This is a genomic window from Streptomyces hazeniae (genome assembly GCF_031845485.1).
In the GTDB taxonomy this organism is placed as follows: Bacteria; Actinomycetota; Actinomycetes; order Streptomycetales; family Streptomycetaceae; genus Streptomyces; species Streptomyces hazeniae.
The window spans coordinates 65,248-89,118 of the sequence record NZ_JAVREQ010000001.1 but is presented as its reverse complement, the minus strand read 5'-3'; the positions used below and the strand labels follow the sequence as shown (position 1 = coordinate 89,118).

Here is a 23,871-nt window from a genome sequence, read left to right as displayed (position 1 = left end):
CGCGCAGGAGAAGACCGTGGACCAGGCCACCGCCACGTACGTCACCACCCGCGACGTCCCCCTCGACGAACTCACCCCGTTCCCGGGCAACGCCAAGATCGGTGACGTCGACACCATCCGCCGCAGCCTGCGCCGCAACGGCCAATACCGCAGCCTCGTCGTCCGCGAGATCTCCAACGGGCCCCTGATCGTCCTGGCCGGCAACCACACCATGCAGGCCCTCCAAGCGGACGGGCAGACCACCGCGCGGTGCGAGATCGTCCAGTGCGACGACGCCACCGCCCGCCGCATCAACCTCGTCGACAACCGGTCCGCCGAACTCGGCTCCTACGATCACGACGCCCTCGCCCAGCTCCTCACCGACGCCGCGGACGACCTGGACGGCACCGGCTACACCCCGGAGCAGGTGGACGACATCACCGCCCTCCTGGCCCTCCCGCCCGAGGAGCCGGCGCAACTGGCCGCCGCCCACGGCGACCCCGACGACGACGCGTTCCACCCCAAGATCCAGCTCACCGTCACCCCCGGAACCTTCGACCGGTGGCGCGTCGCGCTGGACGCCCACGAGGGCCGCAACGACGAGGAGAAACTCGACCGGCTCCTGGACGAGATCGAGCAGCACAGAAACGAGCCGGCGTGAACGCGACAGGCCAGCCCTTCAAGGTCCTGTGCTCATACGCCTACTTCGGCACCCGCAAGTTCGGCGTCATGCTCGACCGCTTCCCCACCGGCCGCGGCATGGTCTTCGGAGACTCCGGCGCCCACTCCGCACGCACCCTCGGCCTCCACCTCACACTCGAGGACTACGCGGCCTGGTGCCACGAATACGACGACCGGCTCACCCTCTACTCCAACCTCGACGTCATCGGCGCCCCCGAGGCCACCTGGAACAACCAACAGGCCCTCGAACAGCACCACGGCCTCCAGCCGCTCCCCGTCTTCCACACCAGCGCCCCCTGGCACTACCTGGAGCGCTACCTGGACCACGGCTACACCTACATCGCCCTCGGCAAACTCCTCGGCAACCCCCTCAGCGCCCTCCTCCCATGGCTCGCCAAAGCCTTCAAGATCGCGGACGGGCGCGCGGTCTTCCACGGCTTCGGCATGACCGTCTGGCAGGTGCTCCGCGAGTTCCCGTTCTACAGCGTGGACTCCTCCACCTGGTCCGCGTCGTTCCGCTTCGGACGCCTGGCCCTCTTCCAGGACGAGGGCACCTGGACAGGGTTCCGCTTCCGCGACCGGGCCGCACTGCTCCAGCACCGCGACCTCATCCGCGCCCACCACACAGACCCCATGGCATTCGCCTCACGCGCCAGCTACAGCAAAGCCGACGCCGTCGTGCTGGCCGCCGTCGCCTGGCGCCGCGCCGAGGAGTACCTACGGGCCCGGCACGGCCCCATCACCATCCCGCCCGGCCCCCACAACCCCCTCCAACGAGGCAGCCGAAACACGGCCCCGCCCGGCCTGCACCTGTACCTCGCGGAAGGCACCACCACCAACCTCGTCCGGGCCTCCAAAGGCCTCCACGCCATCCGAGAGAAGGAGGCCAGCCGGTGAGCAGCCACCACCTCGCCCGTACGGTCACGGTCGGGCCCATCCCGATCTACTTCACCAACGTCAACCGGCCGATGGGCCTACGCGCCCACTCCCACACCGGCGCCGTCACCGTCGTCTACGACACCATCGGCCAGCACGGCTACCCCTCCTTCGCCGTCACCAACACCGCCCTCGAGGACCGCATCCACGCCCTCACACGCAAGGTGTTCAAGGACGCCACCAACGAGGACATCGCGGACCGCCTGTGGGGCCACCTCGACGGCTACGTAGCGCCGGAGTGGGAGGAGTGGGGCGGACAGTACGCGCTCCGCGCGGTCCACCTGGACGTCGTCGGCGTGCACGACGCCATCGGCCACGACAACGGCACCACCCGCTACACCGTGGCCCGCACCCACCATCCCCGCGAGGGCGAGGAGGCGAGACCCGCATGACCGCGGCCGTGGCCGTCCGCCACAACTTCGAGACCGCCCACCGCCTCCCTCACCTCCCCGGCAAATGCGTCAGCCTGCACGGGCACTCCTGGTGGACCGAGGTCACCGTCATGGCCCCCGAAACAGAGGACGGCCTCGTGGTGGAGTTCGGCCCGTTCAAGGCCGCGCTGCGGCAGTGGATCGACTTCCGCCTCGACCACGGCGTCATGCTCGGCCCCGATGACCCGTTGCTCCCCGTACTGCGTGAGCACGACTGCAAGGTGTACGAGGTGCCGGGATGGCCCACGGTGGAGAACGTCGCCGCCATGCTCGCCGTCGCCGCCAGCAGCGCTCTGGAGGGATTGCAGTGCGCGCCGGGCGCGATCGTGGCCCGCGTCCACGTCGCAGAGACCCACGTCAACGCCGCCACCTGGATTGCTCCATGACCATCACCACGCCCAGCCTCGACGGCCCCGCACCGGACCACGGCACAGCCGCCCACGCCTACGCCGAAGGCCTCCGCGCCTGGCTCTCCGCCCGCGGCCTGGACCCCAACAGCCCCGCGCTCCTCGACACCCCGCGGCGCTCCCTCGCCGCCCTCGCGGAGTTCACCATCGGCTACGACGACGACCCCGCCGTCCACCTCGCCCGCACCTTCCCCGTCGAACACTCCGGCGCGCCGATCCTCGTCACCGGCGTCCCCTTCACCTCCGTCTGCGAGCACCACCTCCTCCCGTTCCACGGCACCGCCCACATCGGTTACCTCCCCGCCCCCGGCGCTCCCGTCGCCGGCCTGTCCAAGCTCCCGCGCGTCCTGGACGTGTACGCCCGCCGGCTCCAGACACAGGAGCAGCTCACCAGGCAGGTCACCGACGCCCTGGACACCCACCTGGAAAGCCTCGGCGCCGCCTGCATCATCCGGTCCGAACACGGCTGCCTGGCCCACCGAGGAGCCCGCAAACCCGGTGCGGTCATGGTCACCGCCTCCTACACCGGCGTCTTCCACACCGACCGCGAGGCACGCCACGACATCCTCGCGCTCATCCCCCTCGGCGCATGAACCGCATCGCTCCAGAGGCGAACCTCATGGAGATGCAAACCGACGGCGGCGAACCTTGGTTCAGCAGCATCGGGCGGTGGTCGTCGACAGCGGCGGCGCATACACTCCCGGTCCATGCCGAGACCCGACATCTGCCCCGATTGCGGCGAGGACTACTGCGCCATGAGCATTCCGCTGCTCGACCGCCCAGAAGCCGTAACGGGCTGCTTCAACCATCTCTCCCACGACGTCACGGATCGAAAGCCGTATCCCAGCCTCGACGCGTGGCGTGCGGCATTGCAGGAATTCGTAGTCGGTGGTTCCGACTCGCACGTTGTGGAGGTCACGGAAGAGCTTCGCAGGCTCGAGCAGTCTCAGGATGGAGCGGCCAGGCCGCTCGCTGACGGGCCGCTGCCCTACAGCGGGTCGGCAGCTGACCACAGCATCCGCACCTACACCGGACCTCTCGCCGTCTGCCCGGCGTGCATCCAGCCTCTCGGGAAGCACGTCTTCGCTCTGGGCGCTGGCTACAGCTGGCAGCACTTCCCTGAACAATGGGATGGCGTCGACTGCCCCCGCTACCTCGACCATATGCACGACGGCCAAGTACTCCGCGTCAACCCGGACAGCGAGGCCTTGAGCAGCCTTCGGGCTTGGTACCCCGACTGCAGCGCAAAGGACTAATAGGACACCTTGCCCTGCGAGCGTGCCAGCAGTCCGGCGCTCACTGCTCCTTCAGGGACAGTCGCACTCGACCCACTTGCCCCCACAGATGCTGCATGTCACGTCGGCCGTCCTCGGGCAGACAACGTGCTCGTACCGCTCGTACCGCCCGACGCTGTAGGTCTGTATCTCTTGGCCAGCCTCGATCGGGTCGCTGCAGCGGGCGCAGGTGCTGTCGTACTTCGCGACAAAACTCACTTCGACTTCCTTTCTCCGCGATCAGCGGAGCGGCCTGATCTCCCATCAACTCACATGCCGCCCCGGAAACGAAGCCAAGCCGGTAAGTCAGGCGTGAGCCCATAGCGATGAGACACGGGGGCGTGATGGCAACGTCCAGATCGAAGCGGGCGCAGGTCGCCCAGCGCCGTACTCAGGCCATCGCGATGCGTCTCGCCGGCGTCGAGTGGGCCACCATCGCTGACCGCCTCGGCTACTCCTCCAAGGGAGCCGCTCACACGGACGTGACCCGCGCCCTTCGCCAGTCCACGAGCGAACTCGCCGGGCAGGTTGAGGAGATGCGTACTCTCCAGCAGCTCCGCACTGACCGCCTGTTGGCCGCGGTGTGGGCGAAGGCGATCAAAGGCGACCTCAAAGCCGTGGAGACCGCGCTCAAGCTCATGGAGCGACACGCGAAGCTGTACGGCCTCGACGCGCCGAGCCGGGTGTCCGTGGACGCGGAGCGGCTGGGGTCGGAGATCGGTGACCTCCTGACCGCCCTCACCGACGAGGACGAGGCGACGGGCGCGGCGGGGGGCCAGGCGGCAGGGGTAGGCCACCATGACGACGGCGCTGGAGATTGAACACCTCAAGAGCCAGATCGAACAGCTCGTCCGCGCTGGCGACACCCGGGAACTGCGGAAGATCCGGGACCGCCTCAAGTCCGCCGTCGACCGGCAACGCCTGTCGGTGCGGGCCGCGAAGTACGCCGACGATCCGGTGCCGTGGGTGCACGACCGGCTCGGGCAGGTGGTGTGGTCCAAGCAGCGCCAGATCCTCGAATCCGTCCGCGACCACCGCCGCACCGCCGTACGGTCCGGTCACGGCGTCGGCAAGTCCCACACCGCGAGCCTCGCTGCCTGCTGGTGGCTGGACACCCACCCCCCGGGCACGGCGTTCGTCGTCACCACGGCCCCGACCGGCGCCCAGGTGCGCGCGATTCTCTGGCGCTACATCCGCCGCAACCACAAGCGCGCCCAGTTGGCCGGCCGCGTCAATCAGACCGAGTGGTTGATTGATGAGGAGCTGGTGGCGTTCGGCCGCAAGCCGGCCGACCATGACGAGTCCGCGTTCCAGGGCATCCACGCCCGCTACGTGCTGGTCATCATCGACGAGGCGTGCGGCATCCCGGAGCAGCTGTGGGTGGCCGCGGACGCGCTGACGACCAACGTGGATTGCCGCATCCTCGCGATCGGCAACCCCGACAACCCCGCGAGCCATTTCCGGAAGGTGTGCACCCCCGGCTCCGGCTGGAACACCCTCGGCATCTCCGCGTTCGACTCCCCGAACCTCACCGGCGAGCAGGTGCCGGAGGACGTGGCCCTGGCCCTCGTCGGCCGGGAGTGGGTGGAGGAGAAGGCCCGGGAGTGGGGCGAGGACAACCCGCTCTACCGGGCCAAGGTGCTCGGGGAGTTCTCCCCGGACTCCCCGAACCAGGTGGTGCGCACGAGCGACGTCGCGGCCTGCCGCCTCGTCCCGGACGGCCCGCACCCTGAGGACATGCTCACGCCGGTGGAGCTCGGCGTGGACGTCGGTGGAGGCGGGGACGAGACCGTGGTCCGTGAGCGGCGCGGTCTCAAGGCCGGGCGGGAGTGGCGCAAGCACACCGACCGGCCGGAGGAGATCGCCCCTCTCGTGTTGAAGGCGATCAAGGCCTCCGGCGCGACCGCCGTCAAAGTCGACTCCATCGGTGTGGGGTTCGGCGTCATCGGTGAACTCCGCAACATGGCCAACCGTGGACTCCACCACGCGGCGATCCGCGCGGTGAACGTCGGCTCGGCCGCGAGCCGGCCGGACAAGTTCCTCAACCTGCGGGCGGAGATCTGGTGGGAGATCGGCCGCGGCCACTCCGAGGCCCGCACCTGGGACCTCTCCGGGATGGACAACGCGGACACCACCGTGGCGCAGCTCCTCGAACCCCGGTGGGACGCGGACCCCAAGGGCCGGATCCGGGTGGAGCCGAAGGACGAGATCAAGAAGCGCCTCGGCCGGAGTCCGGACAACGCCGACGCCCTCCTCCTTGCGTTCTACGCCGCAGGCCGCACCCGCGTCCGCTGGCTCTAACGGCCCGGTGCTGCTCCCCGGCGCCCCGCCGTACGACCCGACCCGAGAGACGAGGGGGAGCGATGGACGCCCGCACCCGCCAGCAGCCGCGCACCGGACGGCACACCCCCACCCGCCCCGACGCTGCACCCGACCCCGGCCGTACGGCGCGCGCCTGGACCACCACCCTCGCCGCCGCCCGGCGGGCTGGTGAGGCGCTGCAGCGTGGCCGCACCACCCTCCTCACCCTCGGCGGATTCAGCGCCCTGACCGGCGCCGCCTGGACCGCCGCGGGCACCCCCGCCGGGCTGGCCGCCGGCGGACTGTCCTGCCTGATCGTGGAGTACCTGTCCCGCGGGGAGGGGGAGCGTAAGTGAAGTCGCCCCTCGCCGCCCTCGGCCGGTTCCTCGTCCGCAACGACGCCCCCGTCCCCTACGTGCCCCGCGCCGCCCGCACCGGCCCGGTCATGCCGTACGCCACCCGCGGCGGCATGGAAGCCCAGATGCGCGCCATGGGCACGGTCGGCACCCTCTTCGCCATCGTCAACCGCACCAGCAACGCGACGGCGCAGGCCGAATGGCGCCTCTACCGCCGCGCCCCCTCCGGCGACCCCGAGGACCGGCGCGAGATCCTGTCCCACCCCGCCCTGGACCTGTGGCAGCGGCCGAATCCGTTCATGCCACGGCAGGAGTTCGTAGAGGCCTTCCAGCAGCACATCGACCTCACCGGCGAGGGCTGGTGGGTCCTCGCGCGGAACCGGCGCGCCACCATGCCCCTGGAACTCTGGCCCGTCCGCCCGGACCGCATGGAGCCCGTGCGGCATCCAGAGCTGTTCCTGACCGGCTACGTCTACACCGGCCCCGGAGGCGAGCAAGTCCCCCTCGGCCGGCGCGACGTCATCCAGCTCCGCATGCCCAACCCCCTCGACCCCTACCGCGGCATGGGCCCGGTCCAGACGCTCCTGGCGGACCTGGACGGCGTGCGGTTCTCGGCGGAGTGGAACCGGAACTTCTTCGCCAACAGCGCGGAGCCCGGCGGGATCATCGAGGTTCCGGAGGGCCTGCTGGACGAGGAGTTCAACGAACTCCGCGACCGGTGGAACGAGCAGCACCGCGGCGTCGCCAACGCGCACCGGGTGGCGATCCTGGAGCACGGCAAGTGGGTGGACCGCAAGTATTCCCACACGGACATGCAGTTCACCGAGCTGCGGCAGCTCTCCCGGGAGTTCATCCGCGAAGCCTTCGGCATGCCCAAGCCGATGCTGGGCACGGTCGAGGACGCGAACAGGGCGAACATGGAAGCCGCCGAGGTGATCTTCGCCCGGTACCTCGTCGTCCCCCGGCTGGAGCGCATCAAGTCCGCCCTCAACCGGGAACTCCTGCCGCTGTTCGGCACCGCCTCGGCCGGGTTGGAGTTCGACTACGACAACCCCGTCCCGGCAGACCGGGAGCTGGAGGCGCGGGAGCTGGAGGCCAGGGCACGCGCGGTCAAGGACCTGGTGGACGCCGGCGCCTACGGCCCCCAAGCGTTGGAGGCCGTCGGGCTGCCGGCGGTGGCGTTCGGCCAGCCGGACGCCGACCCGGACCGCGAACTCCTCATCGACCTCGTCAAGGGCGCCCCGGCGCATCTCGCGGAGCTGCTGCTCCCGGCCCTTGGCTTTGACCTCCCCGCCCCTGCCGCCGAGTCCGGTGGGGCGCCTGCGTCCTCGCCCCCCGGCACCGGTAACGGGGGAGCGGGCGGGGAGACCGAGGGGGTGGAGGCACGGTGGTGGCCAGCAGCCTCCACCCCCTCCACCACGTGGCCCCCGCCCGGCCTCACCGCCGCCCGCAACAACGACGGCGACGAGAACGAGGAGGAGGGGGAGGAGGCGGAGGAGGCGATGGACACCGTCCACCGCCAACACACCGAAGCCACCACCGACCTCATGGACGAGTGGGAGACCGTCGCAGAGGAGCAATACCAAGAGCTCGCCCAACAGATCCAGACCGCGGTGGACGACGAGGACCCCGAAGCCCTCGCAGAACTCGCCCTCTCCACCGACGGCACGGCCACGCTGCGCCGGGCGCTCGGGGCGATGGCCACCACCGCCGCGGAACAGATGGCACGGGAAGCCGACGCCCAGGGCGTGGAAGTCGAGCCCCCCGACATCGACGAGGCCCTACGCAACCAGATGCCCGTGCACGTGTGGGCCGTGTTCGGGGTGGAGCTCGTGGACATCGCCGCCGCCACGGCCGGGCTCCTCGCCTCCGCGCTCGCCGGCCAGGCAGGGAGGGAGGCGCTACGCCGGTACCGGCCCGGCATCTCCGGCCGCCAAGTCGCGGAGGAGGTGACCGGCTGGCTCCGCGGCCTCAAGCACGTGCTCCGCCGCGACACGTTGGCGGACGCCCTCCACCGCGCACAGAACGTCGGCCGCCTCGCCACCCTCGCCGAAGCCCCCGACCCCTGGCGCTACGTCGCGGACGAACGCAACGACGGCAACGTGTGCCCGCCCTGCCGAGAGGTCGACGGAACCGTGTTCCCCGACCTGGAAGCAGCACGGCAGGTGTACGGCACCGGCGGCTACGACCAATGCGCAGGCGGCCCACGCTGCCGCGGCACCGTCCGCGCCATCTGGAACCGGCCCGAGGACGAGGAGGGATGACCGTGGGCAAGGAAGGCGACAACCGGCCCGGCACGCTCCGCATCACAGGCGACGCCGCCCAGCAGACCGTGGAGCTCAACGGCGAGAACATCGCGCCCGCGATCTACGGCCTCACCCTCAAACTCCAGGCCGGCGCCATGCCGACCGTCACCCTCGACGCCGTCGTATGGGAGACCTCCACGGACGTGGGCGCCGTGCGCGTAGAGATCCCGGACGCGACTCGAGACCTGCTCCAGCGGCTCGGCTGGACGCCCCCCGATACACCGACTGGAGGGACCTGATGCCCCCGTGGATCACGCCGGTCGAGCCGCGCTCCGCACTCCGGACACGCGCCCAGCCTCGCCCGGCACATGACTGGTACGCCATCAACAACCTCGGCCCCGACGAGGCCGAAGTTCTCCTGTACGACGAAATCGGCGGCTGGTTCGGCACCAGCGCCGATGACTTCGTGCGGGAGCTGCGCGACCTCACCGCCCGCAACCTCTCCGTACGGCTCAACTCCCCAGGCGGCAGCGTCTTCGAGGGCATCGCGCTGGCCAACGCCATCCGCGCCTACCCCGGCACCGTCACCGTCTACGTAGACGGCCTCGCCGCCTCCATCGCCTCCGTCATCGCCCTGGCCGGTGACCGGTTGATCATGCGCCCGCAGTCGCAGCTCATGATCCACGACGCCTCCGGCCTGACCTACGGCAACGCCGAGGAGATGCGGGAGATGGCCGCCCTCCTCGACCGCCAGTCCGACAACATCGCGGAAGCCTATGCGGACCGCGCGGGCGGCACCGTCCAGGCCTGGCGGGACCGGATGCGCGCGGAGACCTGGTACTCCGCGCGTGAGGCCGTGGCCGCCGGCCTGGCGGACGACATGCAGCCCATGCCCCGCCACGACGAGCCCGAGGAGGAGCCCGAGGCGCCGGACGAGGAGCGGGAGGCGCTGAGCGCCCGGGACGACCGGCGCACCGTGCTGGCCCGCTCCTGGGACCTATCGGTCTTCCGGTACGCCGGCCGCGACCACGCACCCACGCCCGACACCACCGCCGCGCCGACCGCGACAGCGGAGCCGCCGGCAGTGGCGGACGAGGAGGGGGTGGCCGACAGCCCGCCCCTCCACGTGCCCACCACCGCTGCTCCCCCCGAGCAGCACGCCGACCCCGAGCCGACGGCCGAGGAGCAGCAGCCCGCCCCGAACAACGACGACGGCGCCCCCGGTGGACAGGGCGGAGCAGCCGACCCCGGCACGGCACCCGAGGCCCATCGCGGCCACGAGCAGGAAGAGGGCCGGGGCGGGCTCGGCGCGCTGCTCCCCGGCACGCAAGTCGTGCTCCACATCGGCCCCGACACCACGCCCGCGGCGTTCCTCGCCAGCCTCACCGCCGCACTCGGCACCCCGCCCGGCGCCCCGCCCGGTGGGCCTCCGCCCACACCGACACCTCCCGACACCGAAGGCCCCGCACACAGTGCGGGGCCTTCCTCATGGGCCGAGCGCACCGCCGGCCTCCTCGCCCCCACACCGACCCGAGCAGCAAGCGCGGCGCAGGGCTGGGCCGAACTGACCGCCCACCTCGCCCACCCAGCCCAGGAAGGAGCCGTCTGATGACGACCGCGACCGCCCCGAAGAACATCCCGATCCCCAACGGCCCGGACGAACTGGCCGAGATGGTCGCCGACCCCGGCCGCCTGGCCCCCGTGATCGCCTCCCCGGAGGCCTTCACCGAGTTCGTGGCCGAGTACGGCCGCCGCCAGCAGGGCGAGGGCACCGAACTCCGCGCCCAGGTCGAGGCAGAGGTGAAGCGCGGCTTCGCCAACTGGCTCCGCGAGCAGGGCCTCGACGACTCCGGCGACAGCGTCCGGCGCCTCAACCTCTCCCCGGACCAGAACCCCACCCGCTCCGCCATGGCCTCGGCGCACTACAACCCGAAGGCCCCCGGCGCCAAGGTGGACGCCCTCTTCCCCGGGGGGACGCGGGACTTCCTCCGCGCCACCTGGCACGGCGCCCGCTCCTCCGACGCCATGGCGATGCAGTCGCAGATCCGGGAGATCCACAACTCCTTCGGCTCCACCGTGCCGGCGGACGGCGGGTTCCTCATCCCCGAGTACCTGCGCTCGGAGCTGCTGCGCGTGGCGCTGGAGACCGCCCTCGTGCGGCCGATGGCCCGGGTCATCCCCATGGAGACCCTGACCGTCCCGTTCCCGACGATCGACTCCACCAGCAACGCGTCCAACGTCTACGGCGGTGTCGTGGCGTACTGGACGGAGGAGTCCGGGCAGCTCACCGACAGCTCCGCGAAGTTCGGGCGGATCAAGCTCGAAGCCAAGAAACTCACCGCCTACACCGAGGTCCCCAACGAACTCTTCACCGACAGCCTCATCTCGCTGGAGACGTTCATCAATGAGGTGTTCCCCGAGGCACTGGCGTGGTTCGAGGACGTGGCGTTCATCAACGGCACCGGCGTCGGAGAGCCGGAGGGCTTCCTCAACGCCGACGCCGCGGTGGAAGTCGCCGCCGAGGGCGAGCAGCCGGCGAACACCATCGTCTGGGAGAACATCGTCAAGATGTTCTCCCGCATGCTCCCGAGCTCGATCGGGCGTGCGGTGTGGTGCGCGCACATCGACACCTTCCCGGAGCTCGCCACCATGGCCCTCTCCGTCGGCACCGGCGGCTCCGCGATCTGGCTCAACAACGGCGTCGAGGGCCCGCCCATGACCATCCTCGGCCGCCCGGTGTACTTCACCGAGAAGGTCTCTTCGGTCGGTACCGCGGGTGACATCAACTTCGTGGACCTCGGCTACTACCTCATCGGTGACCGGCAGACCATGGCCGCCGACACCAGCCCGCACTACCGGTTCGCGAACGACCAGACCGCCATGCGGTTCATCGAGCGCGTGGACGGCCGGGCCTGGATGCAGACCGCCATGACCCCGCACACCGGGTCCAACACCCTCAGCCCGTTCGTGAAGATCGCCGACCGCGCCTGACCGGGCCGGCTCGCAACGCCTGGCCGGGGCGGGCGAGGCCCACCCCGTGGGCCCCTGCCCCGGCCGGGCACCAACCCCCCTGCCTCCACCTCTCACCCCCTAGGAGTCCGCCATGAAGGGCCTCGGACGGGTCTTCAACGTGATCCCCGCCGCGAGCGGCGTCCACATCCCCCTCGACAAGGCATCCGCCGTCTCCTTCGTCACCTACGAAGACGACGGCTCCACCATCGCCACCATCAAGGAATCCGTCGACGGCGCCTCGGAGCAGGCGCTGGACTGCGACGTCTACCCCCACAAGGCCCCCGGCATCGGCGGCACGTGGACGGCCATGGCCGAGCAGGACGACACCCTCGACCTCGGAGACGACACCACCAACGACGCGATGGTGTTCACCGTCGCCGGCACCCAACTCTCCGACGGCTTCAACTGCGTCGAGGTCACGGTCGACGGCGGCATCTGCATCGCGATCCTCCACGACCTCGTGGTGCAGCGCGACCCGGCCAACCTCGCCACCAACATCACCAGCTGAGCCCGAGGGGTACCTGAGCAATGACCGCGATCATCCAGGGCAGCCAGCTGCGAAACCTGCTGTTCGGCAACGCCCCCATCTCCAAGTCCACGGGCACCCTCGCCGCCACCACCGTGAGCCTGTTCACGGTGGCCGGCGGACGGGTGGCCGTCACCTCCCTGATCGGCGTGGTGGGCACCTCCATCACCGTCGCCAACTCCTACAAGCTCCAGGTGAACCCCACCACCGGGGACACCTCCGACCTCGTCGCCGCAACGGACATCGGCACCACCGACACCACCGCCGGCACGGTGCTCGGCTTCGACGGCGACCCCACCGCGTCGATCGTGAAGGGCGCGGGAGGCCTGGCCCGGCCGCTGTTCCTCCCCGCAGGCGACATCGAGTCCGTGTCCGCCGGCACCGACGGAGAGATCACCTGGTACCTCACCTACGTCCCGTACGACGACGGGGCGACCGTCGAGGCGGCGGCCTGACATGGCCGTGGAGCGGTGCGCGGGCTGCTCGACCGCCTACGCGGTGGGGCTGCCCGCGTGCCCTCACTGCCGCAGCACGCAGCGCCGAGAGGACCAAGACGTGACGAGTGGACGTGTGCCCCCGTACGTAGCCGCCGAGTGCCGTACGGAGGGCTGCCCCGAGAAGGGCACGGTACGGCGTGTGCGACTGGACCAGCCGCACCCCGGCCTCGTGGCCGTGCCGCACCTGGTGTGCGCCTCCTGCCACCAGCCGGTGCCCGTGCCCTGGCCCGAGAAGGAAGGAACCAGCGCAGTGCCGAAGATCACCCGCCGAGGCGGGGCCAGCAACGCCGCCGCCAGCCCGCCCGCCAAGGCCCCTCGGAGCCAGGCCCGGCCGGCGAAGAAAGCCGAGCCGGCCCCCGCCGCGGCCGCCAGTGATCCCGCCGACGAGGCGCCCGACGAGGGGGGGTGAGCAGTCATCGCCTGGGAACAGCTCCTCGCCATCTACCAAGAGGCCATCGACCTCTACGAGCAAGAGCAGTCCGAGCCGCCGGTCGCCTGCCCGAACGACGGCGAACCCCTCCTCGAAGGGCCGGACGGCATCCTCTTCTGCCGCTACGACGGCTGGAGACCGGACGGGCAGCACCTCGTCTGACTGACCCCCGGCGCTGCTCCCTGCCCTCCCCTTCTCTGCTGACACCACGTATCGACCGGGAAGGTGGTGGGTGCCGTGCCGGTGTCCAGGCCGACGTACGTCACGAGGGAGGAGGTCGCGCGGGAGCTGGACTACCACGAGACGCCCATGTCCAACGCCCGCGTCGACCGCGCGATCTCCACTGCCTCCCGCACCGTGGAGGGCAGGCTGCACCGGGTGTTCTACCCCCAGCAGGACACGCGGTCGTTCAACTGGCCGAACCGGCAGCGCGCCCGCCCGTGGCGGCTGTGGCTGGACGACAACGAACTCATCTCCATCACCACGCTCTCCTCCGGCGGGGAGACCATCGCGGCCGGGGACTACTTCCTCGAACCCAACACGTCCGGCCCGCCGTTCAACCTCGTGGAGATCGACCTCGCCTCCTCGGCCGCGTTCGGCGGCGGAGACACCCACCAGCAGTCCATCACCATCACCGGCCTGTTCGGCTACCACGACGAGGAGACCGCGCTAGGCGTCACCGGCGAGGCCCTGGACGCCGCAGAGACCGCGGTCGACGTGGACGCCGAGACCTCCGCAGAGGTCGGCGTCGGCTCCATCCTCCGCGTGGAGGAGGAGCGGCTGCTGGTCACCGGCCGGGCCCAGCTCGACACCGGCCAGACCCTCGCCAACGGGGCCGGCCTCGATGATGTGGCGTCGGACGTGTCCGTGAGCGTGCAGGACGGCGGGGCATTCGCGGTGGACGAGGTGCTGCTCCTGGACTCCGAACGCCTCCTCATCACCGACATCGCCGCCAACACCCTCACCGTCAAGCGGGGGTGGGACGGCACCGTGCTGACCACCCACACCCAAGGCGCGGGGATCTTCGCGCAGCGCACCCTCACCGTGCAGCGCGGCGCCCTCGGCACCACCGCCGCCGCCCACGCCCTCGGGGCGCAGGTGTGGCGTTGGGACCCGCCCGCGCCGGTCAAGGAACTCGCCCTCGCGGAAGCCCTCAACCACCTCCTCCAAGGCGGCAGCGGCTACGCCCGCACCGTCGGCTCCGGCGACAACGAACGGGAGTCCTCCGGCCGCGGCCTCGGGGACCTCCGCAAGACGGTGAAGATCAGCCATGGCCGCAAGGCCCGACACCGGGGAGTGTGAGCAGTGCCTCGTCTGGACGTGAACCTCCGCGCCATGGGCCCGATGTTCGACGGCCGCGCCGCCCGAGCCGCCCGCGAGTACGTGGACGAGGTGGAGTTCGAGGTCGCGAAAGAAGCGCTGCGCATGGTGCAGGCCCGCCTCCGCCGAGTCCTCCGCAACCCCACCGGCTACTACCAGTCCAGGGTCCGGGTGGACCCCGCTGGCTCCCGCCACGTCGTCCACGACTCCGGCGTGGTCTACGGCCCGTGGCTGGAGGGCACCGGCTCTCGTAACTACCCGGTCACCCGCTTCCGCGGCTACGCGACGTTCCGGCGCACGCAGGCACTCATCCAGCGCCAGGCCCGCCAGATCGCGCAACGGATCTTCGCCCGCTACCGGGGGAGGTTCTGACGTGGGGCTGCCGATCACGACCGCTCTGGACCGGCTCCAGTCCCACGCGATGCGCCTCGGCGTCTTCGAGCGCGTCCGCCTCCACGAGCCGAAGACCGCCCCCGGCAAGGGCATCACCTGCGCCATCTGGGCCGACTCCGTCACCCCGGTGCGCTCCTCGGGGCTCAACTCCACCAGCGTCCGCCTCGTTCTCAACGTGCGCCTGTACGCGCCGATGCTCGCGGACCGGGAGGACAGCACCGACCGCGACCTCACCACCGCCCTGGACCGCCTCCTCGCCGCCTACACCGGCGACTTCGACCTCGGCGGGGCCGTCCGCCATATCGACCTCCTCGGCACCACCGGCGAACCCCTCGGGGCGCGTGCCGGCTACCTGGAGATCGACCGCAAGTTCTTCCGCGTCTACACGATCACGCTGCCCCTGGTGGTCAACGACGCATGGACACAGGGAGCGTGAACCATGTCCAAGAGTTCCGGGCTCGGGGACCAGCTCCTCATCGCCGGCTACGACCTCGGCGAAGACATCGGGCAGGTAGGGAACATCGGCGGCGGCAACGCCCCGATCCCGTGCACCGGCATCACCAAGAGTGCGATGCAGCGCCTCGGCGGCAAGCGCGACGGCCGCATGGAGTACACCGCGTACTTCAACCCCTCGGCCGGCCGGGTCCACGAGCGGCTGTCGCCTCTCCCCAGGGCGGACGTCCTCGTGACGTACCTCCACACCGAGACCCTCGGGAAGCCGGCGGCGTGCTGCGTGGCGAAGCAACTCAACTACGACGGCACAAGGGGCGATGACGGCTCGTTCAGGTTCGCGGTCGCCGCGCAGGCCAACGGCTTCGGCCTCGAGTGGGGACGGCAGCTCACCCCCGGCGTCCGGGACGACACCGGGGCGACGAACGGCACGGGGGTGGACTTCGGCACCGGCTCCACCACGTTCGGCTTGCAGGCCTACCTGCACGTCACGGAGTTCACCGGCACCGACGTCACGATCAAACTCCAACAGTCCAGCGATGACGGGTCCGCGGACGCCTACGCAGACGTGACCGGCGGGGCGTTCACCGAGGTCACGTCCGGGCCGACGTGGGAACGTATCGCCACCGCTGACGACCAGACCGTGGAGCGCTACCTGCGCGTCGTCACGACCACGACCGCAGGGTTCACCTCCCTCTCATTCCAAGTCACCGTCGCCCGCAATGACGCCGTGGTCACCTTCTAGGCTGCTGGCCAGCGGAGCCAGCAGCCTCCCGCAAGTGGAGTGCGCCGTTTCAGGGGCGGGCTCGCCTGACACAACGCGTGCTGAGGTCGACCACGGCATGAAGTGCGAGAGCGCCAGCGACTCCGAGCGTGGGCGCGCCTTCCGGGACGTATCCGGCGAGGGCAGCCACGACCGGAAGTGTCGTCAGGCTGCTGGTGATCTCCCGGACGGGCGGCTTGCGCCACTGCCACCGAACGGGCTGCCACTGCGCTGGCTCGGTTGTGGTCGGGCGACTGCTGTCCAGAGCGTGGTCCTTGGTCGTGCCGCTCATGGCGAGGTACCTCCGTGGGGTCTGGGTGCCGGCGTGTTCCGGCGCAATGCCCAGATTGGAGGTTGATTCGGCGGCCCTCAAACAGCGTTTCCGCAGGTCAGGGGGCCGTGCGTTGGCAGAACGAGCTACGGTGGAGGTGGTGCCGCCTGCGGCGCCACCTCGAGGGTAGCCCGCTGTGTCAACTCGCTGCCCCCTGCCTCCGATTCAGGCAGAAAACTGCGTAGAAAAAGTCATCCGAGTGCAGTCCAACAAGTAGACGCGATCGGAGGTGTGTGATGGTCGGACGCCAGCCGTTCCGCCTCACCCCGGCGCTCCCTACGAAGGCCTACAAGACCTACCGCATCGCGCAGGCACCGGACCGCCTCGTCCGCGCCGCCTGCGAGCAGGTGGGCTGCGCAGCGTGGCGGTACGGCTGGGAGACCACCGTGGACGAGGCCACCCCCCTCGGAGCCGAGCAGGCCGCATACATCCGGCGGCAGTCCGGCCGCACATTCCGGGAGCTGCGCACCGGGACCGGCCTCACCGTCTTCCGCTTCGAGCCGGGGCAGCGCTGTTTCGCGGACCACAAGACGCGCCCGCAGCGCTTCGTGGTCCGGGGCGGGGACTGGCGCGGCAACCCCACCGGGCAGCGCCGCCTCCACCAGAACGGGGCGGACTGGGTGGAGGACTTCGGAGAGAACCAGCAGGCCGTACGCGAGGCGCAGCAGCGCGGCTGACCCACACACACCCGTAACCGCAATATCGCAGGCGCCGCCCGCTGGCCTCGCCTGAGAAACGAAGGAGGGCAGCAGCCTTGGCCAAGGAATCCGGGTTGGGGTGGACGGCGTGCACGGTGGACGATGCCGCCGGCTCGCCGCAGACCATCGTCAACGACATCACCAGCATCGAGTTCGCCACCCCTCGTGCCGTGCAGGAGGTGACCGGCCTCGACAAGAGCGCGATGGAGCGCCTGCTGCTCCTCGCGGACATGTCCGCCACGTTGAACGGCGTGTTCAACGACGCCACCGGCGCCGGCCACGACGTGTTCAAGACCGTGCCCTCCACCTCGGTGGCGCGTACGACGACGCTCACCGTGTCGGGGCAGACCCTCGCGGCCGAACTCCTCTACACCGACTACCCACTCAGCAGGGCGGACGACGGCGCGTTCACCTACGCCGTGCCCGGCGTCCTCGCCGACGGCACCGTGCCCACCTGGGCCTGACCCGCCCACCACGACCGGCGCCCCCGGCTGCTCCCCACGAGCGGCCCGGGGGCGCCGACGCACACCCCGCCACCACACCCCGCGAGGAGCAGGACGCCATGGGATACGTACGCAAGCCGAAGACCTACCGCCTGGAATTCGAAGACCCCGAGTACGAGGGCCTGGAAGTCCGCATGCGCGGACTGTCCACCTACGACTACACCCGCGCCCTCGGCCTCCAGGAAGTCAAGGAAGAGAACCCCGAGACCATCCGGGAACTCCTCGACCTCTTCGCCGGCGCCCTCATCGAATGGAACCTCCAGGACGAGGAAGACGGCCCCGTGCTGCCCCGCACCCCGGAGACCCTCATCGCCCAAGACCTCGACCTCGTCCTGGCCATGTGCAACGCCTGGCTCGCCGCGATCGGCAGCGTCCCGGCCCCTTTGGAGCAGAACTCGCCCGCTGGCGGGCAGTCCCCGGAGGTGTCGCTGCCGATGGCTCCGCTGTCACCGAGCCAACCGAGCTCCGGCACGCCCGGCTGATCCTGGCCCTGTGCGACCGGTGGCACAAACTCCCCTCTGAGGTGTACGCGGAGGACGCGGACATGTTCCGCCTCCTTGCCATCGTGCGCGCAGGCACCCCCGAGGCAGACGACACCCCTACCGGCGACGAGCCGGACGACGTGTGGGGCGACTTCGACCAGCAGTAGACGGGGGTGACGGTTGTGGCCGAGGACGTACGGATCGTCGTCAACGCCGTGGACTCCACCAGCGGGGCGTTCCAATCGGTCAACCGCAACCTCCAGCAGCTCCGCGGCCAGGCCGCCAACACCAGTACGCAGGTGGGCGGCCTCAACACACAGATGCAGGACCTCGCCGGAGTGACCCGCGACGCCAACGGCCGGATCCGCGACGCGCGCGGCCGGTTCGTGTCCCTCGGCGGGGCGGCTCAGAACCTCGCCGGCGCCGCCTCCGGCGCGGCCGGCGCCCTCGGCCGGGCCGGGGGAAGCTCCGGGCCGGGCCTGGCCGTCGCCATCGGCGCCGCAGCAGCCGCGGGCATGTCCGCCCTCCCGGCGCTCGGCGCGTTCGTGCCGATGCTCGCCGGCGTCGGCCTCGCGGCTGGCACCCTCGGCTTGGCCTTCAACGGCGTCGGTGACGCACTGGAGCACGCCGGGAATGACTCGGAGAAGTTCCAGGAGGCCCTGGACAAGATGGGCCCGGCGCAGCGGGCTTTCACGGAGAAGCTGGCCGCCGCGAAGAAGGAGTTCAAGGAGTTCGGCAAGGAGATCCAGAGGATTCTCCTGCCGAAGCTGACGGAGGCGATGAAGGCAGCCGCCCCCGCGATGGACACGCTCCAGGGCGGCATGAAGGAGATGGCCCGCACCCTCGGGGAGGTGGGGAAGGAGTTCGGGGAGTGGCTGGGCTCGGACCGGTTCCGGTCGGCGCTGGAGAAGAACCTCAGCCTGGGCACCCGGTTCGTGGAGGACTTCACCCGCTCCCTGATGCCCTTCACTCAATCCCTGCTGGATTTCGGGGCTGCCTCCAAGCCGACTCTGGACGCGCTGGGAGGGGGCTTCGCTGACCTCCTCTCCCAAGGGCTACCCGGGTTCTTCAAGGAGCTCCAGGCCGGTATCGGCGGGGCGGCGGCATTCTTCCGCGGCCTCTTCTCCATGATCAACAAGCTGCTGCCCGCTTTCGGGTCGCTGTCCGCGACGGTGGCGGACGTCCTCGGCCCCGTCTTCGAGAAGCTGTTCAACATGTGGGGCAACCAGGGCGTCACCGTCATGGGGGTGCTGGAGGGCGCCCTGCGGGTGCTCCAGCCGGTGATCAAAGACCTGTCCTACGTGGTGCAGATCGCCAACCAGATGTTCGGCATCTTCGCCCCCCTGATCCGGGACGTGGCCTCCGCGATCCTCAACTCCCTGATCCCGGCAGGCGCCGGAGTGGACGACATTCGCGGCCCCTTCCAGCGGCTCTCCGAGACGATCGAGCGCAACAAGATCCACATCATGGAGTTCGCCCGGCAGTTCGGGGTGTTCGTCATCGACATGGTGGCCCTCGCGCTGGACAACCTGCCCGGGTTGATCGGCATGTTCCGGCTCATGGCCACCGGCATCCTGGCCGCCCTGGACGTCATCGTGTCCGGTGCAGCCGCCGCGTTCGGCTGGATCCCGGGCATCGGGGACAAGCTGGAACAGGCCAACGCCGACTTCGACTCCTTCAAGGGCTCTTTCCTTGCCGGTCTTCAGACCGCGGAGGACAAGGCACGGCAGTTCTCCGCCGTGGTGAAACCGCGGCTGGAGCGGAACAAGCTGAAGATGAACATCGCCTCGTGGAACCGGCAGATCGACGAGGCGAAGAAGAAACTCAAGTCGGTACCGAAATCAAAGCGCGCCGACCTCCGCGCCACAATCTCTCAATTGCAGCGGCGAGTACGGCAGGCAAAGGGCGAACTGGCCTCCATTCGCGATAAGCGGGTGAACATCACCAGCATCTTCACCCGCATCTACAGGACCCACTACCGGTACGACGGGCTTCCCGGCCTCGGTGGCGGGTGGGCTCACGGCGGCGTCGTCGGAGGCCGCGCTCAGGGTGGGGTCATCGGCCGCGCCCAGACCGGCGGCCCCCGCAACGGGCTTACGTGGGTGGGGGAGATGGGCCCCGAACTCGTCTCCCTGCCTGCGGGCTCCACAGTCCGCACCGCTGGCGACTCGCAGCGGATGATGCGCGACATGCTCCGCGACGGCGGGGGCCGAGGCGGAACGGCGGTGCTGGAAATCCGCTCGGGCGGGTCGCGGATGGATGACCTGCTGCTGGAGTTGCTACGCCGCGCTATCCGGGTGCGGGGCGGCAACGTGCAAGTCGTCCTCGGAGGCGGCTGACCACACAACTCAACAACGGGAGCGGGGTGGGCTGGTCGTGGCGTGGCCTGAGACGAAACTCGACCTGCTGGTGGAGATGTACCTCGCCGGGGCATGGACTGACGTCACGGCCGATGTGTACGGCGATGACCGCGGCGGCATCACCATCACCCGCGGCCGGTCCTCTGAGGCCGGCTCCCTGGAGCCGGCCCGCTGCTCCCTGGAGATCAACAACGCTGACGGCACCTACTCCCCGCGTAACCCGAGGAGCCCGTACTACGGGACGTTCGGCCGCAACACCCCGCTCCGCGTGTGGGCCCGCGGCACGGAGACCTACCTGTGGGTGCCGTTCGAGAACAACGGCGGGGAGCGGGCCCGTACGGCCTCCTCTGCCTCCCTGGACATCACCACCGACCTGGACGTGCGGATCGAGCTCGCGCTGGACCGCATCCCCACCCTGTCTTCCACCTACGCCGCGCAGTCCAACGAGGTCGTGGCCAGGTACAACGCGACCGGCACGCCGGGAAACCGGTCCTGGCGGCTCCTTCTCGACAACCTCGGCCAGCCCACGCTCACCTGGTCCACGGACGGCGATGACTTCCCGGAACTTGGCGCGGACCAGCCGGTGCCGTACGTGTCCGGGGAGCGGTTCGCGCTGCGCGCCACCCTCGACGTCGACAACGGCGCCTCCGGGCACACCGCGACGTTCTACACCGCCTCGTCGCTGGACGGGCCGTGGGAGCAGCTGGGCGAGGCACAGGTCGGCTCAGGCACCACGAGCATCCACGCGCCGGGCGACGCCTCCCTCGAGGTCGGGGATATCAACACCATCGCCTTCTCCCCGGGCTGGGGCCGCTACTACGGCATGGAGCTGTACGACGGCATCGACGGCACCCTCCTGGCGTCCCCGGATTTCACCGCGCAAGCCCACGGCACCACCGCGTTCAACGACGCCCAGTCCAACCCGTGGCAGGTCGTGAACGGCGCGGAGATCACCCACTTCTACCGCCGGTTCGCCGGCGAGGTCGCGGAGTTCCCCACCCGCTGGGTCACCGGCGGATTCGATGTGTGGACGGAGCTGGAGGCCGCCGGCGTGCTGCGCCGCCTCTCCCAAGGCGCAGCCCCCCTCAAGTCCACGCTGCGCCGACGCATCCCCTCAGCGTCTCCGGCCCCGCTGGCGTACTGGCCGATGGAGGAAGGCGAGGAAGCCACCCGCGCGTTCTCTCCGATCGACGGCGTGCTGCCGATGGAGACCCGCGACCTCACGTTCGGAGCGGACTCCACCATGCCCGCCTCCGCCCCCTTGCCGACGCTCGGGGACAACGCCCGCATCAGGGGCTACGTACCCGGCGCCACCGCGGGCGGCTGGCACGTGGAGATGGTCTACAAGCTGGACGCCCTCCCCGCCTCGACATCGACGGTGCTGCAAGTGACCGTCGCCGGGTCGCAGATCACCACCGTCCGCATGCGGGTGGACACGAGCCAGACGACGCTGGAGCTCCTGGACAGCGAGGACACGGTCCTCGGGTCCGTGGGTTTCGCTGACCCGGATTCCCTCGAGGACTTCGTCGGCACCTGGAACCGCCTTCAACTGTTCACCAGCGTCAACGGGTCGGACACCTACGTCTCGGCCGCCTGGCGGGACGTCGGCAACGACAACTTCTGGTTCATCCGCACCACCGTCGCCAACACCGACCCCGGCGCCATCACCAGCATCAACACCACCTTCCCCGACGACCTCCAGGGCATGGGCATCGGCCACATCTCTGCCTTCGACGTCGGCGGCACCTTCGGCGCCTCGCTCTCCTTCCCGGCGGTGGACATCTACGCCGACGCCGACGACGGGTTCGCCGACGAGACGGCGTTCGCCCGCGTCCGCCGCCTGGCCGCGGAGGAGGACCTGCCGCTCATCGCCACCGGCGCCGCCTCGGGTTCACAGGCCATGGGGCCGCAGCGCATCGCCTCTGTGCTGGACAACGTGACCGACTGCGAGGAGGTGGACGGAGGGCTGCTAATCGAGCAGCGGGAGACCATCGGCCTCGCCTACATCGGCCGGGACATGTTCTACAACCCGGTGGCTGGGCTGGAGCTGGACTACACCGCGACGGGCGAGGTGATGCCGCCGCTGGAGCCGACGGACGATGACCGGCTGCTCCGCAACGACCGCACCGTCCAGCGTGACGGCGGCTCCAGCGCGCGGGCGGTGCTGGAGGAGGGCCGGCTGTCGGTGCAGCCGCCCCCGGACGGCGCCGGCGTCTACGACGACTCCGTGACCCTCAACCTCAACACCGACGCCCAGGCCGAGCACATCGCCCACTGGCGGCTCCACCTCGGCACGGTGGACGAGGCCCGCTACCCCATCGTCACCGTGAATCTGAGGACGGCGCCGCACCTCATCCCCTCGGTGCTGTCCCTCGACGTCGGTTCGACCATCACCATCGCCAACCCCCCGGCCTGGCTCCCACCCGGCCTGATCCGGCTGCGCGTGGAGGGCTGGACGGAGCGGCTGAACGCCTTCGAGTGGACGATTCAGTTCGTGTGCTCACCCGGCACCCCGTGGGTCGTCGGGCAGGTGGCGTTGGAAGACGGCACGGACGGCACCGACAAGCCGAACCGTCTGGACACCGACGAGTCTCAACTCGCCACCGCCGCCACCGCGGAGGGCACGTCGCTGCTGGTGCACACTGTGCAGGAGGCCGCCGCCGATCACGCGGTGTGGGTCACCACCGCCGGGCCCGGCACCCTCTACCCCACCGAGGTGCCGTTCGACGTGGAGCTCGGCGGGGAGACCGTACGCGTCACCGCGGTCCAGCCGGGGGTGTGGGACAGCTTCACCCGCACCGAGACCGCGGCGTGGGGCACGTCCGCCTCTGGAGCTGCTTGGGCCCTGTCCGGCGGTACGGCCACGGACTTCGACGTGACCGGGACGGCGGGCACGATCCAGCTCGCCGCCGACCAGGCCACGCTCCGTTTCGCGGAGATCGACACCGCGCTGGGCGACTGCGAACAGCTCACGTCCGTATCGGTGGACACCCTGCCCGCGGCGGGGGAGTTCCTGCCGGGCCTGTTCGCGCGAGGCACCGACGCCTCCGGCTCGACGGAAATCTACTGGCTCAACCTCGCCCTCGACGCCGCCGGCGCCGTGCACATCGAGGTGCGCAAGACGGTGACAGTGGTGGGGACGAGGCAATCCACCGGCCACTCCTACAGCGCGGGCACCGTGCTGTGGCTGCGCATGCGCGTGGTCGGTCACCGCGTCCTGGGGCGGGTGTGGCCGGACGGAAACAACGAGCCGGACTCCTGGGACGTCGACCAGACCATCGTCGACACCGTCGATACGGGCACGTTCGGGATCGCCGTGGCCTCCACGGACGGCACGAGCACGACGCCGACGTTCTCGTTCGATGACTACGAGCTGGTGACGCCGCAGGAGTTCACCGTCACCCGTTCCGTCAACGGCATCTCCAAGGCCCACGCGTCCGGCACGGACGTGCGGCTGGCACAGCCCATGATCATCGCCCTCTGAAAGGTGGTTCC

At 70.2% G+C, this 23,871-nt stretch carries 25 protein-coding genes; all 25 read left to right on the top strand.

Going from position 1 to position 23,871, the window contains the following annotated elements:
• Nucleotides 1-16 precede the first annotated feature (16 nt).
• The 25 genes from RM572_RS00455 (at nucleotide 17) to RM572_RS00335 (ending at nucleotide 23,860) form a co-directional block, all read left to right on the top strand.
• Complete coding sequence (locus RM572_RS00455; protein WP_311671252.1) at nucleotides 17-640, top strand: ParB/RepB/Spo0J family partition protein; 624 nt, start codon at nucleotides 17-19, stop codon at nucleotides 638-640.
• A complete protein-coding gene (locus RM572_RS00450; RefSeq protein WP_311671251.1) occupies nucleotides 637-1,557 on the top strand; it encodes a hypothetical protein in 921 nt (306 codons plus the stop codon). The genes RM572_RS00455 and RM572_RS00450 overlap by 4 nt, the downstream gene beginning before the upstream one ends.
• The gene (locus RM572_RS00445; RefSeq protein ID WP_311671250.1) at nucleotides 1,554-1,988 is read left to right on the top strand and encodes a hypothetical protein; all 435 of its coding nucleotides are present in this window, start codon (nucleotides 1,554-1,556) and stop codon (nucleotides 1,986-1,988) included. Before RM572_RS00450 ends, RM572_RS00445 begins: the two co-directional genes overlap by 4 nt.
• The gene (locus RM572_RS00440; protein ID WP_311671249.1) at nucleotides 1,985-2,413 is read left to right on the top strand and encodes a 6-pyruvoyl trahydropterin synthase family protein; all 429 of its coding nucleotides are present in this window, start codon (nucleotides 1,985-1,987) and stop codon (nucleotides 2,411-2,413) included. The genes RM572_RS00445 and RM572_RS00440 overlap by 4 nt, the downstream gene beginning before the upstream one ends.
• Entirely contained in the window at nucleotides 2,410-3,027 is a 618-nt protein-coding gene (gene folE / locus RM572_RS00435; RefSeq protein ID WP_311671248.1) for a GTP cyclohydrolase I, read from the top strand. Before RM572_RS00440 ends, folE begins: the two co-directional genes overlap by 4 nt.
• Before the next feature lie 114 nt (nucleotides 3,028-3,141).
• Nucleotides 3,142-3,690: a hypothetical protein gene (locus RM572_RS00430; RefSeq protein ID WP_311671247.1), complete on the top strand. Its 549-nt coding sequence runs from the start codon at nucleotides 3,142-3,144 to the stop codon at nucleotides 3,688-3,690.
• Nucleotides 3,691-4,052: 362 nt separating this feature from the next.
• Complete coding sequence (locus RM572_RS00425; protein ID WP_311671246.1) at nucleotides 4,053-4,529, top strand: hypothetical protein; 477 nt, start codon at nucleotides 4,053-4,055, stop codon at nucleotides 4,527-4,529.
• Nucleotides 4,507-6,009 carry a hypothetical protein gene (locus tag RM572_RS00420; RefSeq protein WP_311671245.1) on the top strand — a complete coding sequence of 501 codons (1,503 nt, stop codon included), beginning with the start codon at nucleotides 4,507-4,509 and terminating at the stop codon, nucleotides 6,007-6,009. Before RM572_RS00425 ends, RM572_RS00420 begins: the two co-directional genes overlap by 23 nt.
• Nucleotides 6,010-6,071: 62 nt before the next feature.
• On the top strand, nucleotides 6,072-6,365 hold the full coding sequence (locus RM572_RS00415) for a hypothetical protein (protein WP_311671244.1): 294 nt from the start codon (nucleotides 6,072-6,074) through the stop codon (nucleotides 6,363-6,365).
• Nucleotides 6,362-8,629, top strand: coding sequence for a phage portal protein (locus RM572_RS00410; RefSeq protein ID WP_311671243.1), 2,268 nt, complete (start codon nucleotides 6,362-6,364; stop codon nucleotides 8,627-8,629). The genes RM572_RS00415 and RM572_RS00410 overlap by 4 nt, the downstream gene beginning before the upstream one ends.
• Nucleotides 8,626-8,910 (top strand): hypothetical protein, encoded by a 285-nt coding sequence (locus RM572_RS00405; RefSeq protein ID WP_311671242.1) that lies wholly within the window; start codon nucleotides 8,626-8,628, stop codon nucleotides 8,908-8,910. The genes RM572_RS00410 and RM572_RS00405 overlap by 4 nt, the downstream gene beginning before the upstream one ends.
• On the top strand, nucleotides 8,910-10,220 hold the full coding sequence (locus RM572_RS00400; RefSeq protein WP_311671241.1) for a head maturation protease, ClpP-related: 1,311 nt from the start codon (nucleotides 8,910-8,912) through the stop codon (nucleotides 10,218-10,220). The genes RM572_RS00405 and RM572_RS00400 overlap by 1 nt, the downstream gene beginning before the upstream one ends.
• Complete coding sequence (locus tag RM572_RS00395; protein WP_311671240.1) at nucleotides 10,220-11,602, top strand: phage major capsid protein; 1,383 nt, start codon at nucleotides 10,220-10,222, stop codon at nucleotides 11,600-11,602. The genes RM572_RS00400 and RM572_RS00395 overlap by 1 nt, the downstream gene beginning before the upstream one ends.
• Nucleotides 11,603-11,714: 112 nt before the next feature.
• Nucleotides 11,715-12,131, top strand: coding sequence for a hypothetical protein (locus RM572_RS00390; RefSeq protein WP_311671239.1), 417 nt, complete (start codon nucleotides 11,715-11,717; stop codon nucleotides 12,129-12,131).
• A 20-nt stretch (nucleotides 12,132-12,151) separates the two neighbouring features.
• Nucleotides 12,152-12,604 (top strand): hypothetical protein, encoded by a 453-nt coding sequence (locus RM572_RS00385; RefSeq protein WP_311671238.1) that lies wholly within the window; start codon nucleotides 12,152-12,154, stop codon nucleotides 12,602-12,604.
• A gap of 100 nt (nucleotides 12,605-12,704) precedes the next feature.
• On the top strand, nucleotides 12,705-13,055 hold the full coding sequence (locus tag RM572_RS00380; protein WP_311671237.1) for a hypothetical protein: 351 nt from the start codon (nucleotides 12,705-12,707) through the stop codon (nucleotides 13,053-13,055).
• A 258-nt stretch (nucleotides 13,056-13,313) separates the two neighbouring features.
• On the top strand, nucleotides 13,314-14,378 hold the full coding sequence (locus RM572_RS00375) for a hypothetical protein (protein WP_311671236.1): 1,065 nt from the start codon (nucleotides 13,314-13,316) through the stop codon (nucleotides 14,376-14,378).
• 3 nt (nucleotides 14,379-14,381) lie between these two features.
• The gene (locus tag RM572_RS00370; protein ID WP_311671235.1) at nucleotides 14,382-14,768 is read left to right on the top strand and encodes a hypothetical protein; all 387 of its coding nucleotides are present in this window, start codon (nucleotides 14,382-14,384) and stop codon (nucleotides 14,766-14,768) included.
• 1 nt (nucleotide 14,769) lies between these two features.
• On the top strand, nucleotides 14,770-15,225 hold the full coding sequence (locus RM572_RS00365) for a hypothetical protein (RefSeq protein WP_311671234.1): 456 nt from the start codon (nucleotides 14,770-14,772) through the stop codon (nucleotides 15,223-15,225).
• 3 nt (nucleotides 15,226-15,228) lie between these two features.
• Nucleotides 15,229-15,984, top strand: coding sequence for a hypothetical protein (locus RM572_RS00360; RefSeq protein ID WP_311671233.1), 756 nt, complete (start codon nucleotides 15,229-15,231; stop codon nucleotides 15,982-15,984).
• A gap of 585 nt (nucleotides 15,985-16,569) precedes the next feature.
• Nucleotides 16,570-17,010 (top strand): hypothetical protein, encoded by a 441-nt coding sequence (locus RM572_RS00355; protein ID WP_311671232.1) that lies wholly within the window; start codon nucleotides 16,570-16,572, stop codon nucleotides 17,008-17,010.
• A 77-nt stretch (nucleotides 17,011-17,087) separates the two neighbouring features.
• Entirely contained in the window at nucleotides 17,088-17,495 is a 408-nt protein-coding gene (locus RM572_RS00350; protein ID WP_311671231.1) for a hypothetical protein, read from the top strand.
• Between the two features lie 98 nt (nucleotides 17,496-17,593).
• Nucleotides 17,594-18,016, top strand: coding sequence for a hypothetical protein (locus tag RM572_RS00345; protein WP_311671230.1), 423 nt, complete (start codon nucleotides 17,594-17,596; stop codon nucleotides 18,014-18,016).
• Nucleotides 18,017-18,198: 182 nt separating this feature from the next.
• Nucleotides 18,199-20,355: a hypothetical protein gene (locus RM572_RS00340; protein ID WP_311671229.1), complete on the top strand. Its 2,157-nt coding sequence runs from the start codon at nucleotides 18,199-18,201 to the stop codon at nucleotides 20,353-20,355.
• Between the two features lie 37 nt (nucleotides 20,356-20,392).
• Nucleotides 20,393-23,860 carry a hypothetical protein gene (locus RM572_RS00335; RefSeq protein WP_311671228.1) on the top strand — a complete coding sequence of 1,156 codons (3,468 nt, stop codon included), beginning with the start codon at nucleotides 20,393-20,395 and terminating at the stop codon, nucleotides 23,858-23,860.
• The last annotated feature ends 11 nt before the right edge of the window (nucleotides 23,861-23,871 follow it).

What these genes read in the sequence shown, in the direction of transcription:
- RM572_RS00385 (WP_311671238.1), top strand. Translation starts at nt 12,152, where the DNA reads ATGACCGCGATCATCCAGGGCAGCCAGCTGCGAAACCTGCTGTTCGGC.
- RM572_RS00405 (WP_311671242.1), top strand. Translation starts at nt 8,626, where the DNA reads ATGACCGTGGGCAAGGAAGGCGACAACCGGCCCGGCACGCTCCGCATC.
- RM572_RS00400 (WP_311671241.1), top strand. Translation starts at nt 8,910, where the DNA reads ATGCCCCCGTGGATCACGCCGGTCGAGCCGCGCTCCGCACTCCGGACA.
- RM572_RS00440 (WP_311671249.1), top strand. Translation starts at nt 1,985, where the DNA reads ATGACCGCGGCCGTGGCCGTCCGCCACAACTTCGAGACCGCCCACCGC.
- RM572_RS00345 (WP_311671230.1), top strand. Translation starts at nt 17,594, where the DNA reads ATGGGATACGTACGCAAGCCGAAGACCTACCGCCTGGAATTCGAAGAC.
- RM572_RS00360 (WP_311671233.1), top strand. Translation starts at nt 15,229, where the DNA reads ATGTCCAAGAGTTCCGGGCTCGGGGACCAGCTCCTCATCGCCGGCTAC.
- RM572_RS00390 (WP_311671239.1), top strand. Translation starts at nt 11,715, where the DNA reads ATGAAGGGCCTCGGACGGGTCTTCAACGTGATCCCCGCCGCGAGCGGC.
- RM572_RS00395 (WP_311671240.1), top strand. Translation starts at nt 10,220, where the DNA reads ATGACGACCGCGACCGCCCCGAAGAACATCCCGATCCCCAACGGCCCG.
- RM572_RS00430 (WP_311671247.1), top strand. Translation starts at nt 3,142, where the DNA reads ATGCCGAGACCCGACATCTGCCCCGATTGCGGCGAGGACTACTGCGCC.
- folE (WP_311671248.1), top strand. Translation starts at nt 2,410, where the DNA reads ATGACCATCACCACGCCCAGCCTCGACGGCCCCGCACCGGACCACGGC.
- RM572_RS00355 (WP_311671232.1), top strand. Translation starts at nt 16,570, where the DNA reads ATGGTCGGACGCCAGCCGTTCCGCCTCACCCCGGCGCTCCCTACGAAG.
- RM572_RS00420 (WP_311671245.1), top strand. Translation starts at nt 4,507, where the DNA reads ATGACGACGGCGCTGGAGATTGAACACCTCAAGAGCCAGATCGAACAG.
- RM572_RS00415 (WP_311671244.1), top strand. Translation starts at nt 6,072, where the DNA reads ATGGACGCCCGCACCCGCCAGCAGCCGCGCACCGGACGGCACACCCCC.
- RM572_RS00425 (WP_311671246.1), top strand. Translation starts at nt 4,053, where the DNA reads ATGGCAACGTCCAGATCGAAGCGGGCGCAGGTCGCCCAGCGCCGTACT.